15 protein-coding genes are annotated in these 15428 nt (G+C 62.7%); 9 read left to right on the top strand and 6 right to left on the bottom strand.

Features of this window, described 5'->3' with window-relative positions; all coding sequences use genetic code 11:
- Window positions 1-94 precede the first annotated feature (94 nt).
- Window positions 95-880 carry a cytidylyltransferase domain-containing protein gene (locus tag AC13HB_RS14175; protein ID WP_482950429.1) on the top strand — a complete coding sequence of 262 codons (786 nt, stop codon included), beginning with the start codon at window positions 95-97 and terminating at the stop codon, window positions 878-880.
- A gap of 9 nt (window positions 881-889) precedes the next feature.
- Here AC13HB_RS14175 and AC13HB_RS14170 read toward each other — a convergent pair whose 3' ends face one another.
- Window positions 890-2674, bottom strand: coding sequence for a tetratricopeptide repeat protein (locus tag AC13HB_RS14170; RefSeq protein WP_482950428.1), 1785 nt, complete (start codon window positions 2672-2674; stop codon window positions 890-892).
- A 172-nt stretch (window positions 2675-2846) separates the two neighbouring features.
- On the opposite strand from AC13HB_RS14170, the gene flbT reads away from it, so the two are divergent.
- The 7 genes from flbT to pseC all read left to right on the top strand — a co-directional run bounded on the left by flbT (window position 2847) and on the right by pseC (window position 8615).
- On the top strand, window positions 2847-3233 hold the full coding sequence (gene flbT, locus AC13HB_RS14165) for a flagellar biosynthesis repressor FlbT (RefSeq protein ID WP_482950427.1): 387 nt from the start codon (window positions 2847-2849) through the stop codon (window positions 3231-3233).
- A complete protein-coding gene (gene flaF / locus AC13HB_RS14160; protein ID WP_482950426.1) occupies window positions 3233-3616 on the top strand; it encodes a flagellar biosynthesis regulator FlaF in 384 nt (127 codons plus the stop codon). The genes flbT and flaF overlap by 1 nt, the downstream gene beginning before the upstream one ends.
- Before the next feature lie 200 nt (window positions 3617-3816).
- Window positions 3817-4644: a flagellin gene (locus AC13HB_RS14155; protein ID WP_482950425.1), complete on the top strand. Its 828-nt coding sequence runs from the start codon at window positions 3817-3819 to the stop codon at window positions 4642-4644.
- Window positions 4645-4994: 350 nt separating this feature from the next.
- Window positions 4995-5819, top strand: a complete 825-nt coding sequence (locus AC13HB_RS14150) for a flagellin (RefSeq protein ID WP_482950424.1) — start codon at window positions 4995-4997, stop codon at window positions 5817-5819.
- 102 nt (window positions 5820-5921) lie between these two features.
- Window positions 5922-6293, top strand: coding sequence for a flagellar protein FlaG (locus tag AC13HB_RS14145; RefSeq protein WP_482950423.1), 372 nt, complete (start codon window positions 5922-5924; stop codon window positions 6291-6293).
- A 208-nt stretch (window positions 6294-6501) separates the two neighbouring features.
- Window positions 6502-7335: a flagellin gene (locus tag AC13HB_RS14140; RefSeq protein WP_482950422.1), complete on the top strand. Its 834-nt coding sequence runs from the start codon at window positions 6502-6504 to the stop codon at window positions 7333-7335.
- A 113-nt stretch (window positions 7336-7448) separates the two neighbouring features.
- The gene (gene pseC / locus AC13HB_RS14135) at window positions 7449-8615 is read left to right on the top strand and encodes a UDP-4-amino-4,6-dideoxy-N-acetyl-beta-L-altrosamine transaminase (protein ID WP_482950421.1); all 1167 of its coding nucleotides are present in this window, start codon (window positions 7449-7451) and stop codon (window positions 8613-8615) included.
- Here pseC and pseB read toward each other — a convergent pair.
- Entirely contained in the window at window positions 8612-9670 is a 1059-nt protein-coding gene (gene pseB / locus AC13HB_RS14130) for a UDP-N-acetylglucosamine 4,6-dehydratase (inverting) (RefSeq protein ID WP_482950420.1), read from the bottom strand. The two genes, pseC and pseB, sit on opposite strands and share 4 nt — an antisense overlap.
- A gap of 203 nt (window positions 9671-9873) precedes the next feature.
- Between pseB and AC13HB_RS14125 the strand changes: the two genes are divergently transcribed.
- Window positions 9874-12621 carry an autotransporter outer membrane beta-barrel domain-containing protein gene (locus AC13HB_RS14125; protein ID WP_482950419.1) on the top strand — a complete coding sequence of 916 codons (2748 nt, stop codon included), beginning with the start codon at window positions 9874-9876 and terminating at the stop codon, window positions 12619-12621.
- On the opposite strand, the gene AC13HB_RS14120 is transcribed toward AC13HB_RS14125, so the two are convergent.
- From AC13HB_RS14120 to AC13HB_RS14105, 4 genes are all read right to left on the bottom strand, one after another.
- Window positions 12612-13271 (bottom strand): class I SAM-dependent methyltransferase, encoded by a 660-nt coding sequence (locus tag AC13HB_RS14120; protein ID WP_482950418.1) that lies wholly within the window; start codon window positions 13269-13271, stop codon window positions 12612-12614. The genes AC13HB_RS14125 and AC13HB_RS14120 overlap by 10 nt on opposite strands.
- 73 nt (window positions 13272-13344) lie before the next feature.
- Window positions 13345-13794, bottom strand: a complete 450-nt coding sequence (locus AC13HB_RS14115; protein WP_482950417.1) for a flagellar basal-body protein FlbY — start codon at window positions 13792-13794, stop codon at window positions 13345-13347.
- Between the two features lie 4 nt (window positions 13795-13798).
- Window positions 13799-14122 (bottom strand): rod-binding protein, encoded by a 324-nt coding sequence (locus AC13HB_RS14110; protein WP_482950416.1) that lies wholly within the window; start codon window positions 14120-14122, stop codon window positions 13799-13801.
- A 1-nt stretch (window position 14123) separates the two neighbouring features.
- Window positions 14124-15239 (bottom strand): flagellar basal body P-ring protein FlgI, encoded by a 1116-nt coding sequence (locus AC13HB_RS14105; protein ID WP_482950415.1) that lies wholly within the window; start codon window positions 15237-15239, stop codon window positions 14124-14126.
- Window positions 15240-15428 lie beyond the last annotated feature (189 nt).

Here is a 15428-nt window from a genome sequence, read left to right as displayed (position 1 = left end):
ATCGGGTCAGATGAGTGGCCAGACTGCGCTTGCCCGGTTAATGCGTCGTTAGGTGTAACGGGCAAACTTGAACCGAGTGCGCGAAAGGATGCTCATGACGCTCGCCATTATCGTCCAGGCCCGGGCCGGATCGTCGCGATTGCCGTCCAAGGTGCTCGAACCGCTGGGGTCGGCGAGCGTGCTCGCACGCGTTCTGGCGCGATGCCGGCGGGTGGAGGGCCTGGACCATCTCGTCTGTGCCATTCCCGAGAGCGAGGGTGATGATGCGGTGGCGACCGAGGCGGAAGCCTGCGGCGCGCAGGTGGTGCGGGGCAGCGAGACCGACGTGCTCTCGCGCTATGCCGATGCGGCACGCGCGGTCGGGGCGGACGAGATCGTGCGTGTTACCAGCGACTGCCCCTTCTTCGACCCGGAGGTTTGTCGCCAGGTCGTGGCGCTTTGGCGGGAGAGCGGAGCCGATTACGCCAACAACACGATGATCGCCGGATTTCCCCAGGGTCTCGATTGCGAGGCATTTCCGGCGGAGCTGCTCTTCAAGGCGGAGCGTGAGGCGGAAGCCCCCGCCGACCGCGAGCATGTCACCGCCTGGATGCGGCGCCAGGATGCGGTGAGACTGGCCTGTCTGCGCGGACCAGATGGCGGCGCCGAGGCTTTGCGCTGGACGCTGGACTACCCGGAAGACCTTGCCTTTTGCCGCGCCGTTTTCGAGCGGTTGGGTGATGCCCGGGCCTCGCGGATCGACTTTCCGGAGTTCGCGGCCCTGTGCCGGATCGCGCCTGAACTGGTCGCGATCAATTCGGCGCATGCCGATCCGTCGCGGACGAGCGTCGCCGCGCCGGCTTCCATCGTGCGCGATTACAGTTTCCCGCAGGCGGGCTAGCTGCGGAAGCTAGCTGGCCGTCTTCTCCGACAGGGCCTTGGCAATCTGGTTCATCGTGTTGGACCAGTCCTGGAAGCCCGTTCCGAAGAAGGAGCGAGATTGCGGGTACCAATATTGATGGTGCGTACCCAGCAGCGTCCAGGCGCTTGAACGCGAGTGGATGAACCAGACGTCCCCGCCGCAGGCGGCGGCCAGGTTACTGGTGGCATTCATCGGGCCGATGACGAGGTCGCAGGCCGAGGAATAGGCCGCCACCGCGTCGAGCTCCATCTTGAGATCGATGCCGGTCGGCTTGTGCACGGTCACGCCGAAGCGTTCCTTGGCCAGCGCGATCTCCTCGTCGACCTCTCCATACTGCAGATTGATGAAATCGACGCCCTCGGTCTTGAGCACAGGCTCCCAGGCATCGAAGGCCGAGAAATAGCGCGAGCGCTTGGCATCCATCTTCAGCGACTTCCACAGGATGCCGACCTTCAGCCCCTTGCCGAAACTGTCGATCTGTTTGCGGAACTCTGTCTGCATGGCCGGGTCGGCGGTAAGGAAGTGCGTGTCCGGGAAGGCTTCGACCGAGCGCCGGAAGGCCCGGAGCGGGGTGGCCATGGGCGCCCAGAGATCGGCCCCGTCCTCGAGCCCGGGAATGACGCGGATATCGCGGCCTTCAACCTTGGCGGACATGTGATGTGCGACCTTCGCCTTCGGGAAGGACCGCTGGAAGAGTGGCACGAGACGTTGTTCGCAGGCGATGCGCAGCTCGCCCTCCGGCCCGACCATATCCTGCACGTCATGGCCGATATTCATGAAGAGGACCTCGTCGCCAAGGCCCTGTTCGCCGACCAGGACGACCGTCTTGCCGCGCAGCTGCTCCGGATCGGTGCCGTCCCAGCGGGGCGTCTTGATCGAGAAAAGGGTGGCCTGCGCCCGGTTCGGGTCTAGGCGCGTCTCGTGGTGATCCCAGCCTTCGCCGATCCGGCCGGATGCGAGTAGCATCATGGCGCGGCCGTGACGCATGGTGGCTTCCTCGATCTCGTCGGCGGGGTCCTTCAGGGCCTCGTCATAGTGGGGCAGGGACTTTTCCGGCTCGCCCATGAGTTCGTAGACATTGGCCATATTGTTGTGGGCCCGCCCGTAATCCGGCTTCAGGCGCAGGGCCTCCTGATAGAAGGTCATGGCCTGCTGCGGGTCGCCGGCATCGCTGAGAACCGTGCCGAGCGAGTTCCAGAGCTCGTAGTTTTCCTGATTGGTATAGATCGCGGTGCGCAGGATCTCGATCGCTTCCTCGAACTTGCCCTGGTCGCGCAGGACGCCGCCGAGATTGATCGCGCTCTCCACCTTGTTCGGGGCGAGCTGGCTTTCGATCCGGTAGAATTTTTCCGCCGCGTCCAGCATGTCGAGCTTCCACGCGACGAGGCCGAGCTTCTGGTAGATTTCCGCGTCCTTCGGGTCGAGCTTCCAGGCGCGCTCGAACGAGTCGAGCGCCGTCGAAAGGCGTCCGAGCCGGAACAGCATCATGCCCATAACGTGATGGGCGAGGGCGAGATCGGGGGCCTGTTCGACGGCTTTCCAGGCGAGGCGTGCACCGGCGGAATGATCGCCCGCGGCAGACAGTTTCAGGGCCCGTTTCGCGAGGCTGGCCACTTTCGTGTAGGCCTTGCGCTTCTCCCTCGGCATCTGCTCGACATAGGTTTCCACGCGCAGCGCATTGCCGAAACCGACCGCGTCGCGGGTCTCGTTTCGCTGGGCTTCGGCGTCAGCGGATATTTCCGCATCCAGGTCGAGGGCCGGGGCGTTCTGCATGTTCATTTCACCTGTGGCAGCGTAGACGGAAACGCACGAGATTCGCTTTAAGAACTCGCTAACGCTATGCGCAGTGCGCTCTCAAGGCTTGGAAACGATTTCTTCACCCCGCATTGCCACCCTTCCTCCTCGAATCCTATGATCGCGCTTTGGAAGCCGACGGAGTTTGCGGATGCCCCTGAAAATCTCGCTCAAGCCTGGCGAGAAATTTGTGCTCAACGGGGCCGTTATCGAAAACGGAGACCGTCGCGCAAATCTCGTTCTCAAGAACAAGGCATCCGTTCTGCGCGAGAAGGATATCCTCCAGGAAGAGGACGTGGATACGCCGGTGAAGCGCATCTACTTCCCGATCATGATGATGTATCTGTCCGCCAAGACCGACGACAGTCTTTATGACGAATTCGTCCTGCGCATGAATGAGTTCATGGGCGTCGTGTCGGACCCGGAAACCCTTGCCGTGTGCGTGTCGGTCAGCCGTGATGTTATGGCGACCGAATACTACAAGGCTCTTATGGGGTGCCGGAAACTGATGGCCTATGAAGCCGAGAGGCTGAGCTGATGTCCCTTCAAGCGTATAGCGCTGCAGCCCATCGCAGCGAAGATCCTCGTGCCACCGAATACCGCCTATTCGCACAGGTCACGCGAGCCTTGATGGCCGCGAAGTCCTTGCCGAAGGAAGATATCAAGGGGCGTGTCTCGGCGATCGACTGGAACCGGCGGATCTGGAGTAATATGGCGGTCGATTGCGCGAGCAAGGACAACCAGCTTCCGGAATCCTTGCGTGCAGCGATCATCTCCCTGTCCATCTTCGTGTCCAAGCACGGCACCGTGGCCATGCGGGACCCCGAAGCGATCGACGATCTCGTCGACATCAACCGCACCGTTATGCAGGGGCTCATGCCGCAGGCCAATGCCGGTGCCGGAGAGCAGGCCGTCGGGTAAGAATTGCCCGCTGGGCAAAATGAAGCAGGCAGGTCCGGGCGTCTCATGCGAGGCGCCCTTTTTCTTTGCCATAACCTCCTGAAAACGCACAAGCAAATCTGAGTCGAAAACGGCACGGCATTTGCGGTGCGTGAGGTCGGACAAAAGGTCCCGGGCTGAAAAATTCAGCTTTATCGCTTCCAGAATGGAGGAACTAAAAAATGGCTCTTTCGGTCAACACCAATCCGGGCGCGATGGTCGCGCTGCAGAACCTCAACAAGACGAACATGGAAATGACCCAGGTTCAAAATCGTATCAATACCGGCCTCGAGGTCGCAGGCGCGAAGGATAATGGCGGTGTCTACGCCATCGCCCAGCGCATGCGCTCGCAGGTGGCCGGCTATGGTGCGGTTTCCAACAGTCTGGACCTGGCTGTTTCCGTGACCGATGTGGCGCTGGCTGCAGGTGAGGCGATTTCGGACATCCTCATCGAAATGAAGGAGAAGGTGCTGGCGGGTGCGGATACGTCACTCGATGCCTCATCGCGTACGGCCATGAATGAAGATTTCAAGGCCCTGCGCGATCAGATCACGACGATCGTGTCCAATGCCGAATTCAACGGGGTCAACCTGATCAACGGGACGGTTACCTCTATTTCGGCTCTTGCCAATGCGGACGGATCCAACACGATCACCATTTCCGACCAGAATCTGACTCTGGGCGGCGGTGTGGTCACCGTTACCGCGACTTCCTCCTTTGCGACGGCGGGCGATGCGCAGACCCTCGTGTCTACGATCGAAACCTCCCTCGACAACCTCAACAGCTCACTCGCGAAGATCGGTACGGCTTCCAAGTCGCTGGAGGTCCACAAGACCTTCACGACCAAGCTGGCTGACAGCCTTGAGAAAGGCATCGGCAATCTGGTCGACGCGGATCTGGCAAAGGAAAGCGCAAGGCTTCAGTCGCTGCAGGTCAAGCAGCAACTGGGTGTCCAGGCACTCTCCATTGCGAACCAGATGCCGCAGACCATTCTGTCGTTCTTCAACTAGGTTCGTCGGTCGGGACCGCCTCTTGGCGGTCCCGACATTTTTTTTCTGCTTCCCGACTGGTGCGCATTCGTGCGCGCTGAATTCAAAATTAACCTCTTGTAAATCATAAAAATTTGCCGGTCGGCAAAATTTTCCCTGCGATTTGGGGGCGTATCCCGGCAATTCCTGCCGGCCGAATGGTTACCGGGCAGAAATGGTCCCGGCAAAAATCTCCCTGCGAATCAGGCGAACCGGGATTAACCAATGGGGTCAATGCGAAACTGGCCCGGCCTTTGCTCTTTCCTGCCCTGGGTCAGAAGACCTGGCGAGCAAAACGCTCGTTCGATATCTAGAAAGGAAAGGGCCAAGAAATGGCTACCATCAACACCAATGCCGGCGCGATGATCGCGCTCCAGAACCTCAATCAGACCAATAAGGACATCGAGCAGGTCCAGAACCGTATCAACACGGGTCTGGCTGTTGCGTCTGCCAAGGACAATGGCGGCATCTATGCGATCGCGCAGAAGATGCGTTCCGATGTGGCTGGTTACGGCGCGGTCGGCAACTCGCTCGACCTGGCTGCTTCGACCACCGACGTTGGCCTGGCTGCCGGCGAAGCCATTTCCGATCTCCTCATCGAGATGAAGGAAAAGGCCCTGGCCGCTTCCGACTCGTCGCTCGACTCTGCTTCGCGCACCGCTCTGAACGAAGACTTCAAAGCGCTCCGCGACCAGGTCACCACGATCGTCGACAACGCCGAATTCAACGGTACGAACCTCATCAATGGTTCCGTGACGTCGATCTCCGCTCTCGCGAACGCTGACGGTTCCAACACCATCACCATCTCCGACCAGAACTTCTCTCTGGGCGGCGGCGTGGTCACGGTGACGGCGACCTCCTCCTTCGCGACCGCCGGTGACGCCTCCACGCTGGTTTCGACCATCGAGACCTCGCTGGACAACCTGAACTCTTCGCTGGCAAAGCTCGGCACGGCTTCCAAGTCCCTGGAAGTTCACAAGGGCTTTGTGACCAAACTGTCCGACAGCCTGGAAAAGGGCATCGGCAACCTGGTCGACGCCGACCTGGCCAAGGAAAGCGCCCGCCTTCAGTCGCTGCAGGTCAAGCAGCAGCTGGGTGTGCAGGCTCTGTCCATCGCCAACTCGGCTCCCAGCACGATCCTGGGTTACTTCCGTTAATCGGGGGACCGGATGGCGGGGCTCGGCCCCGTCATCCACTTCTCCTCGATCGACGCGAAGGCGTATTGAGGCACTGACGCAGAAGCGTCAGCGATTAGGAAAATGGCAGAGACGGGGTTCAATACGAGATCTGTTCCGGTGGCAGGCGTCGCCGAGGCCAGAGACTTCCAGTCCGACCAGACGCGCGAGACGGCGCGACGGGTGGAACCGGTCGAAAAGCAGGATGCATCCGCTTCCCTGACGGACGACCAGCATGAAGAAGACCGTACTGCCAATATCGAACGCCTCGCATCCGACGCGTTCGCAAACTCCCGGCTCAAGATTCTCCAGGACGACACGTCCGGCCAGTACATCTACCTGATGATCGATCAGGATACCGGCGAGACCATTCGCCGCTGGCCGCCGGAGACGCATGCCGACCTTCTGGAATATCTGAGGACCCGCACGGCGGGGCTCATCGACCGCATCGCCTGATACCCGTTCGACCCGGCAATTCTGACCGCCCGGACGGCCCCAGCCCGGCAATCTGCGACCCAGTCGCTCCCGGCGCCGACACCCGAAAAAACATAAGCTATTGTTTTGGCACGATAAAGTATTTCGTGCCAAATCGGCACGGCATTTGCCAATTGTGATCCGAACGGCCGCTGAAGGGCGGCTTGCAGATTACGCGGGAGAATGTCGCATGACGATGAGCGTCCACACCAATACCGGAGCGATGATTGCGCTCCAGAACCTGAACAAGACCAATGCTGACATGCAGTCCGCTCAGAACCGGATCAATACGGGTCTGGAGATTGCCGGCGCGAAGGACAACGCAGCCATCTACGCGGTCGCGCAGGGGATGCGTTCTGACATCGGGGCCCTCGGCGCGGTCGAGACGGCTTTGAACCGGGCTTCCACTATCGGCGATGTTGCGCTCGCAGCGGGCGAGTCGATCTCCGACCTTCTCGTGCAGATGCGCGAAAAGGCCACGGCCGCCATGGACCCCTCGCTCGATGCCTTCTCCCGCCAGGCGTATGATGCGGACTTCAAGGCGCTGCTGGACCAGGTCCAGGTCATCCTGGAAAACGCCGAATTCGACGGTGCGAACATTCTCAACGGTTCGATCACCAATGGTATCGAATTCCTCGCCGATGCCGACGCCGCCCGCACGATCACACTGAAATCGCAGGATATGAGCATTGGCGGCACGATCATCACGCTGGCGGCCACCGCCAGCCTTGGCACGCCGACGCTCTCGGCGACGGTGGTCCAGGACATCAAGACGAGCCTCGAGAACGTCAACCAGGCGCTGGCCAATCTCGGTTCCGACACCAAGAAGATCGAGGCGCATACCGCCTTCGTGGGCAAGCTCTCCGATGCGTTGACCACGGGTGTCGGCGACCTTGTCGATGCCGATCTTGCGGTGGAAAGTGCGAAATTGCAGGCCTTGCAGGTCAAGCAACAGCTTGGCGTACAGGCCCTGTCCATCGCCAACGGCCAGCCGCAGATCATTCTCAGCCTCTTCCAGGGCTAGGAATACACAGACCTACCACCACGGAGCGGCTCCCGGCGACGGGAGCCGTTTCTGTTTGGGCGACTCATTTCATGATCCCGTCCCGGTAGTTCCGGTGTCCCGAGGAGACCGCCATGTCAGATCCATTCCTGCCCTATGGTCGCCAATCGATCGACGAGAGCGATATCGAGGCCGTGACCGAGGTGTTGCGTGGCGACTGGCTGACGACAGGACCGGCGATCGACCGGTTCGAGGCCGCTTTTGCCGAAGCCGTCGAGGTGGAGCATGCCGTGGCCTGTTCCAACGGGACGACCGCGCTTCATCTGGCACTGGCGGCGTCGGGTGCACAGCCGGGCGATATCTGCATTGTTCCCGCCGTGACCTTCATGGCGACCGCGAATGCGGCGCGCTATTGCGGGGCCGACGTGGTTTTTGCCGATGTGGATCCCGACACCGGGCTGATGACGCCCGGAACCCTGTCCGCTGCGATCGAGCGGGCCGGGCGGCCGGTAAAAGCGGTCCTCCCGGTCCATCTCGCCGGACAATGCGAGGATATTCCGAGCATGGCCGGGCTGGCCGCCGAGGCAGGCGCCATTCTGGTCGAGGATGCCTGCCATGCAGTCGGGACGCAGTATCGCGGCGCACCCGTCGGCGCCTGCCGTGACAGTCTCGCCTCGACCTTTTCCTTCCATCCGGTCAAGACGCTCGCCGCCGGCGAGGGCGGGGCGGTGACGACGAATGATGCTGCCATTGCGGATCGCATGCGCCTCCTTCGCAGTCACGGGATCGAGCGCGATCCGGCCCGTCACCGCCGCCAGGCGGGTGAGCCCTGGTGGCATGAAATGCAGGCGCTGGGCTGGAATTACCGGCTGACCGACATGCAGGCCGCGCTGGCCCATTCGCAATTGAGACGCTTGCCGGAATTCGTCCGTACGCGGGTCCGGCTCGCCGCGCTCTACGACGAGGCCATCGCGTCCCTCGCGCCGCTGGTGCAGCCGCTGCACCGAACGCCGGACTGCGAGCCCTGTCTGCATCTCTATCCGGTCCGGATCGATTTCGAGGCGGCCGGGCTGTCCCGGACGGAGGTTATGGATGGCTTGCGCGAGCGCGGTATCGGCACCCAGGTCCACTACATCCCGGTGCCGGACCAGCCTTACTACACGGACCTTTACGGCGCGCAGGATCTGCCCGGTGCGCAGAGCTATTACGCACGCACGCTCAGCCTGCCGCTCTTCGTCGGGATGTCGGATACGGACCCGTCTCGCGTCGCCGACGCGCTTAGGGCCGTGCTGGGGAGCTAGGCCGTCTCGATGAGCCGGTAGAGGGCGTCTGCGTCGAGCTGTTCCGGATTGGTGTTCGACACGTAGCCGAAGCCGTCCGTCACCTGGCGAGCGCCGCTCTCGCGGTAATGGTCCAGAAGTGCCGTGTCATATCCCGGCAGAATGGCATAACGGTCGTCGAGTTCGACGGTGGACCGGGAATCGTCTTCCGGGATCATGATCTCGTGCAGCTTCTCGCCGGGCCGGATGCCGATGATCTTGTGCGGCAGGTCCGGCGCCATCGCCTTGGCCAGATCGATCATGCTCATGGACGGGATTTTCGGGACGAAGACTTCGCCGCCCTTCGCCATTGCGAGGCTCGACAGGACGAAATTCACGCCCTGTTCGAGGGTGATCCAGAAGCGCGTCATGCGCGGATCGGTGATCGGCAGCTCGGTCGCCCCATCGGCGAGGAGTTTGCGGAAGAAGGGAATGACGGAACCGCGCGAGCCGACGACATTGCCGTAGCGTACGACCGAGAAAACCGGTCCGCCTTCACCGCCCATATTCTGGCCGGCGGTGAAAATCTTGTCGGCGGCCAGTTTCGAGGCGCCGTAGAGATTGATCGGGTTCGCCGCCTTGTCCGTCGACAGGGCGCAGACATGTGAGACGCCGCGCTTGATCGCGGCGCGGACGACATTCTCGGCACCCATGACATTGGTCTTGATGCACTCGAACGGATTGTACTCGGCGATCGGGACGTGTTTCAGCGCGGCTGCGTGGATGACGATATCGACGTCCCGCATGGCCATGTCGAGCCGTGTCTCGTCGCGGACATCGCCGATAAAATAGCGCAGGAAGGGATAGTCGTCCGGCGAGAAACGCTGAGCCATTTCATACTGTTTCAGCTCGTCGCGCGAAAAGATGATGAGCTTTTTCGGCTTGTAGCCAGCGCAGATCGTCTCGGTCAGCTTGTAGCCGAAGGACCCCGTCCCGCCGGTGACCAGGATGGTCTTGCCGTCCAGTGCCATGCGCGGTTCGAGAAAGCTGCGTTGCGGGACGGACCCTTTACTCGCGGACGCTGGATTGCTGGCCATGGAAGCCTCGTGATTCGTGATGTTGGACCCGACGCTGCGCTGCCCGGGTTAACGCCGCGTTAGGCATGGGCCGACCGGGCTGTTCGCATGCGCGATTTCGCGTCTCGGAATGCCTTGAAATCCGGTCGATTTACCACGTTTGGAAAGACTTTGTTTGCGTTCGACAGGCAGATTGGCAGGTCAGAGAGAAAGGGATTCGGGCCGTGTCGGTTATCGGATTGAATGTCGGGCTACTTACGGGCTGGTACCAGTCGCGCATCAATGCGTCGCTGGTGTCGAGCTCGCCGCTTGCCCAGGCGTCCGGCAGCCGTGCGAATTCCGGCAATGACGTTCTGCCGCCCTGGGATGTGAACGGCGATGTCCAGTCGCTCGAGGACATGCGGCGCAAAGTGCTGGCCTCGGGCCTGTTCTTCAAGGATCCGACGCGCGAATTCTCCGACCTCGACGCACCGGGCGATCACAAGAGTCTGTTCTCGCTCTATCAGGGGCTAAAGCGCATGCTGTCTCTGGCCGAGGAGGCCAAGGAGAAATCGACGTCCGATATCCAGCGCGATTTCCTGCAGCGTAATTTCACAAGCGGCGTGGCCCAGCTCGACAGCTATTTCGACGGGATGGATCTGACCGAGCTTACCCTGCTCAAAGGGGAACAGCTTTCGAAGGCTGAGAGCGATGTCGCGATCTCGCGGGGCGTATCGCAATTCACCTCGGGCATCATCCATAGCGGGGCCTTTGATGCGGAGGTCGCCAGCCTGACCGGCGACGTCCAGTTCACAGTTTCGGTGACGAAGAACGGCGTCCAGCAGGACATCGCGATCAATCTCGCGGATATGGGCGCTACGACGCGCAATCTCGACAACATCGCCACCCACATCAACACGCAGCTGGAAGCGGCCGGTATGGTGACGCGGTTCGAACGGACGAAGATCGGCGTCGAGGACGATAACGGCATCGTGCAGGGCAACGATTTCGGCTTCCTGATCAAGGGCGTGTCGACCGAGAGCGTCAGCTTCTCCGCGCCGGCGGCCCAGCCCGCGCTGTATTTCGCCGGCGTGTCCGGAATCAACGACACGGCAGGCGGCCAGGTCGTCAAGCTCACCGACCTCGCCAGCGGTACGCCGACCACCGACTATTCCACCCGCTTCAGTGCGGACCCGAACGAAACGGAAGTCGAGGTCGTCGGCTCCGAGGATGGCGAGACGCGTCTCAAGCTTGAAGACAATCCGCTCGAGATTCAGGCGACCGCTGCTGCGGCGGACGGCGGAATTTTCGTGGTCGGTCACACGACCGCTTCGGCCGACGGGCAAGAGATCAAGGGCGAGCAGGACCTTGTCCTCGCCAAATACGATTCCCTCGGCAACCGTGTCTGGAGCCGGGTGCTTGGCGCCGCCGAGACGGCGGAGGGCGCGTCCATCGCGGTCGATGCGGACGGCAATGTCGTCGTCTCCGGCCAGGTCACGGGCGGTCTGGGCGAAACCACCGATATCGGCGGCAGCGACGCCATCGTCGCCAAATACAATTCGGCCGGCGTCGAGCAGTGGGTGCAGCGCTTCGGCGGTACCGGCGACGATACGGCCGACACTCTCACCGTCGCCGATGACGGCACGGTCTATGTCGGCGGCAGCTCCGAAACGGCCTTCGGCGGCGACAGCCATGGCGGCGGTGCGACGGACGGCTATGTCCGCGCAATCGGCGCCGACGGAACGACGCTCTATACACGCCGCATTGCTCTGACCCAGGACGAGATCGTGTCCGCGATCGCGGTCATGACGGATGGAAATATCGTCATTGCCAGCGAAGAGAATGGCGACGCCGTTCTGCGCAAATACAATTCTGCCGACGATACCTCGGCGGCCATGTGGGAGCAGAATCTCGGCAGCCTGGACGGCGGCCGGATCGAGGCCGTCGTGGTCGACGGAAACGACGTCTATCTGACCGGTGCTGCGGGCGCCGGTTTTTCGCCCTCCGCTCCGGTGGGCGCGCATGCGGGCGGCGTGCGGGATGCCTTCGTCGTGAAGATGTCCGACGGCGCATCGCCGACGGTGGCCTACACGACCTTCGTCGGTTCGGACGCGGACGACAGTGCCGCCGGTATCCAGATCCACAACGGCAAAGTCTATATCGCGGGCAAGACGCTTGGCGGTATCGACGGGAATACTCTGCAGGGCGAGCGCGATGCCTTCGCGGCACAGATCGACGCCGCAACCGGCACGCTCGACTGGGCGAGCCAGTTCTCGGGCCGGGGCGGTCTCGCCGAAGCCAACGGCCTCGCCATCCAGGCGGCGGATGATTCCGTGCTGGACGCGCTGGGTCTGCCGACGGGGACGCTGACCTATTCGGATACGCGCGTGATCACCGACCGCAGCTCCGCACGTGAGGGCGATTATTTCTACCTGTCGGTCGACGGCGGCCGCCGCAAGAAGATATCGCTGGAATCCGGCGACACGATCCGCTCGCTGACTTTCAAGATCAATGCGGCCCTCGTGCTCGACGGCACGTCCGACGTCCGCCGTTCGAGCGAAGGCGATCGCCTGCGTATCAAGGCTGCCGAGGGCAAGACGATCGAACTTTTCGCCGGCGGTGAGGGACGCGACCTGCTCAAGGCGCTGGGCATGGCACCGGGCGCGATCGTCAATACCGGCTCCTTGCTCGACAAGGACACCAAGACCTCGGACGGGCCGCCCCTGTTCGCGCTCGACCTGCCGGTCAAGCTGTCTCTCGCAAGTCTCGACGACGCCCAGGCGGCTTACGAGTCGCTGGAAAATGCGATCAGCATGGTGCAGCGCGCCTATCGCGAGTTGACGACGGATCCGGCGCTGAAGGCGCTGCTGGAAGGTCCCAAGGCCGGCAAGCGCGGCGGCACGGTTCCCGGATATCTCTCGGCGCAGCTGGCGAATTACCAGGCCGGTCTTTCGCGCCTCAATTCGGGCGGCGGCACCAGCGCCTATTTCTGACCGAGCGGTTTCTCGAAGGTGAGGGCGAGGATGCGCGGTGGCGTCTCCGGATCGTCCGCGGCCTCCGCCTCGATAGCCTCCTGGATGCCGGACAGTTCGAGGCCGGCCCCTTCGCCCGCCATCACATAATCCGACAGCGTATGGGTATAGGCCTCGACGAAGCGGGTTTCTCCGTCTTCCTCGAAGTGCGCCTGGCTGCCCCGTTTCTGGCGTTCCGGGTGCAGCTCGCTGATGAATAACAGACCGCCGGGCCGCAGGACGCGCGCGGCCTCGGTGAAGACCGGTGCCAGGGCCTCGACATGTTCCAGAACCAGATTGCCGATGACGAGATCGGCATCGCCGTCCTCGACCGGCCAGGGCTTGAGTATGTCGTGTTCGATGAAGTGGACATGATTGCCCGGCGTGCGCACCCGAGCCTTCTCCAGCATGGCCGGCGAGAGATCCAGCGCGACGATGCGGCGGGCATGGCCGGCAATGAAATCGGTATTCTTGCCCGTCCCCGCGCCGAGCTCGACGACGAAGGCCCCGTTCAGCGGCAGGTCCGCCCCCCGCAGGACCTGGGCGTCCAGGTCGCGTGTGAGATTGTCATTGCTGTCGTAGATGGCGGCCCAGCGTTCATAGGCAGTGCGGGCGGGGATGTCGCGCGTCATGGCCGGGCTCCTTGCACACGCTGACATGCCATCGGCAATGCGGCGCGTAAAGCCTGGCGGATGAAGGCAGGGATCAGGCCTTGCGGTCGACGGCGATGGAGAAGCCGGAAGAGGGGGCGCTGCTCTGCGCCGCACCCGGGCCATAGCCCGACCCGCTGGAGCGCTGGCGCACAGCCTCGTCCGCGATCGCTTTCACCACCCCCTCGGTCACCGTCTTCATGGCGTTGACCACGTGTCCGTTCTCGGCGAGCGCATCGTGGAAGGCGGTCGTGCTTTCGCGCAGCTGGGCGCGCAAGCTTTCCGGTGCGCCCTCGAAGCGGCGGGCATCCTGTCCGGCGCGCGCGACTTCGGCGCGGTAGATATTGGCCAGCTGGCCCTTCTCGTCCTGCAGGGCCAGCGCCTCCTCGGCGCGACGCTCGCGGAAGAGCTCGGTTTCCCTGGTGATCAGCTCCGTCAGGCGCCGGGTCAGTTTCAGCATGGCTTCGGCGCGTTCGCGCCCGTTGGCGGCGGCGAGTTCGGTCATGACATTACTCTCCGGCTTCCTGGTAGCGCAGGATCTCGGTGGTCAGACGGTCGGCAAGACCCAGACCGCCGGATTGCGACATCACCTTGGCGTATTCCTCGTGCAGCAGGCCGCGGAAGGCGCGTTCGCCGGCGCCGCCGCCGAAGGGATTGTCCTCACCCACATCCGCGAACATCTGCTCGAGCATCTGGGACAGGAAGAAGCCTTCGAACTCCTCGGCAACCGCGCGCGCCTCCTCTTCGGTGCGCACACCGGAAATGTCCGGGGCACCTTCGGCGCGACCGGCACCGGTCGCATTGGCAAGCTGGAGCTGGAGCAGGTTATCCATATCAGAGAACCTCGATATCGGCCTGCAGCGCGCCTGCAGCCTTGATGGCCTGCAAGATTGTGATCATGTCGCGCGGCGTGACGCCCATCGCATTGAGACCGTCGACGAGCTGGCTCAGCGAGACTGACTCTTCCAGCACGCCAAGTTGCATATCGTCTTCCTCGACCGCCACGTCGGTGCGCGGCAGCACGACCGTCTCCCCTTCGGAGAAGGGCGCGGGCTGGCTGGCGACTGGGCGCTCGGAGACGGTGATGGTCAGATTGCCCTGGGCGATGGCGACGGTGGAGACGCGGACATTCTCGCCCATGACGATCGTGCCGGTATTCTCGTCGATGATGATGCGGGCCGGCTGGTCAGCCTCGACGCGCAGCTGCTCGACTTCCGCCAGCAGGTCGATCATGTCGCCATTGTAGGAAGCCGGACGGGTCAGCTCGACCGAGCCCGGGTCCAGGGCGCGAGCGGCACCGACACCAACATAGGCATTGATGGCACGGGCCATACGGCGCGCCGTGGTGAAGTCGGGATTGCGCAGGGACAGGCGCAGCGAGCTGCGGTTTGCGATATCGGCCCAGGGATTGATGCCTGTGCCCTCATAGGGGTTCTCGACCACGCCGCCATTGGCGATGCGGCCCGCAGTCGGAACGCCCCGCGTGATGCTGGCGCCGTCGCCGGCGGCTTCGAAGCCACCCACGGTCAGCGTGCCCTGGGCGACGGCCCAGGCGCGGCCATGGCTGTCGAACATCGGGGTGGCGATCAGCGTGCCGCCCTGCAGGCTGTCGGCGTCGCCGATGGCGGAGACCGTCACATCGATGCGCGATCCCTGCGAGGAGAAGGCCGGCAGGCTGGCCGTCACCATCACCGCCGCGACATTGCGCGTGTTGAGGTTGGCGTCGCGCGTATTGACGTTGAAGTGTTCCAGCATCGCGTTGAGCGACTGGTTGGTGAAGCTGGAATTGCGGAGGCTGTCGCCGGATCCGTCCAGTCCCACGACGAGGCCGTAACCGACCAGCGGGTTCTCCCGGACGTTTTCGACATCGACCATGTCCTTGATGCGCGAAGAAGCCCCGGCCGGTGCGGCGAGGGTGAGGGCGGCAAGAAGGGTGATGATCCAGCGCATTTTGCGGTCTCCGAAATTCGTTCGCCCACGTCCTTGCCAAGACCGTGCCAGAATGCCGGACAGGGTTAATAAAATAAGACGCGCAAAAACAATAAGTTACAATCTTAGTCGCGCGAAACGGCACGGAAAAAGCGACCGGGCGGCTTCTGAGGAGGGCAGATTTTGCCGACTCGGATGGGTCGGTTAAGT

Source organism: Maricaulis sp. B-26, assembly GCF_056857855.1.
The sequence above is the reverse complement of the archived record's forward strand: the minus strand, read 5'-3'. Positions and strand labels throughout refer to the sequence as shown.

What these genes read in the sequence shown, in the direction of transcription:
- AC13HB_RS14175 (WP_482950429.1), top strand. Translation starts at nt 95, where the DNA reads ATGACGCTCGCCATTATCGTCCAGGCCCGGGCCGGATCGTCGCGATTG.
- AC13HB_RS14170 (WP_482950428.1), bottom strand. Translation starts at nt 2,674, where the DNA reads ATGCAGAACGCCCCGGCCCTCGACCTGGATGCGGAAATATCCGCTGAC.
- flbT (WP_482950427.1), top strand. Translation starts at nt 2,847, where the DNA reads ATGCCCCTGAAAATCTCGCTCAAGCCTGGCGAGAAATTTGTGCTCAAC.
- flaF (WP_482950426.1), top strand. Translation starts at nt 3,233, where the DNA reads ATGTCCCTTCAAGCGTATAGCGCTGCAGCCCATCGCAGCGAAGATCCT.
- AC13HB_RS14155 (WP_482950425.1), top strand. Translation starts at nt 3,817, where the DNA reads ATGGCTCTTTCGGTCAACACCAATCCGGGCGCGATGGTCGCGCTGCAG.
- AC13HB_RS14150 (WP_482950424.1), top strand. Translation starts at nt 4,995, where the DNA reads ATGGCTACCATCAACACCAATGCCGGCGCGATGATCGCGCTCCAGAAC.
- AC13HB_RS14145 (WP_482950423.1), top strand. Translation starts at nt 5,922, where the DNA reads ATGGCAGAGACGGGGTTCAATACGAGATCTGTTCCGGTGGCAGGCGTC.
- AC13HB_RS14140 (WP_482950422.1), top strand. Translation starts at nt 6,502, where the DNA reads ATGACGATGAGCGTCCACACCAATACCGGAGCGATGATTGCGCTCCAG.
- pseC (WP_482950421.1), top strand. Translation starts at nt 7,449, where the DNA reads ATGTCAGATCCATTCCTGCCCTATGGTCGCCAATCGATCGACGAGAGC.
- pseB (WP_482950420.1), bottom strand. Translation starts at nt 9,670, where the DNA reads ATGGCCAGCAATCCAGCGTCCGCGAGTAAAGGGTCCGTCCCGCAACGC.
- AC13HB_RS14120 (WP_482950418.1), bottom strand. Translation starts at nt 13,271, where the DNA reads ATGACGCGCGACATCCCCGCCCGCACTGCCTATGAACGCTGGGCCGCC.
- AC13HB_RS14115 (WP_482950417.1), bottom strand. Translation starts at nt 13,794, where the DNA reads ATGACCGAACTCGCCGCCGCCAACGGGCGCGAACGCGCCGAAGCCATG.
- AC13HB_RS14110 (WP_482950416.1), bottom strand. Translation starts at nt 14,122, where the DNA reads ATGGATAACCTGCTCCAGCTCCAGCTTGCCAATGCGACCGGTGCCGGT.
- AC13HB_RS14105 (WP_482950415.1), bottom strand. Translation starts at nt 15,239, where the DNA reads ATGCGCTGGATCATCACCCTTCTTGCCGCCCTCACCCTCGCCGCACCG.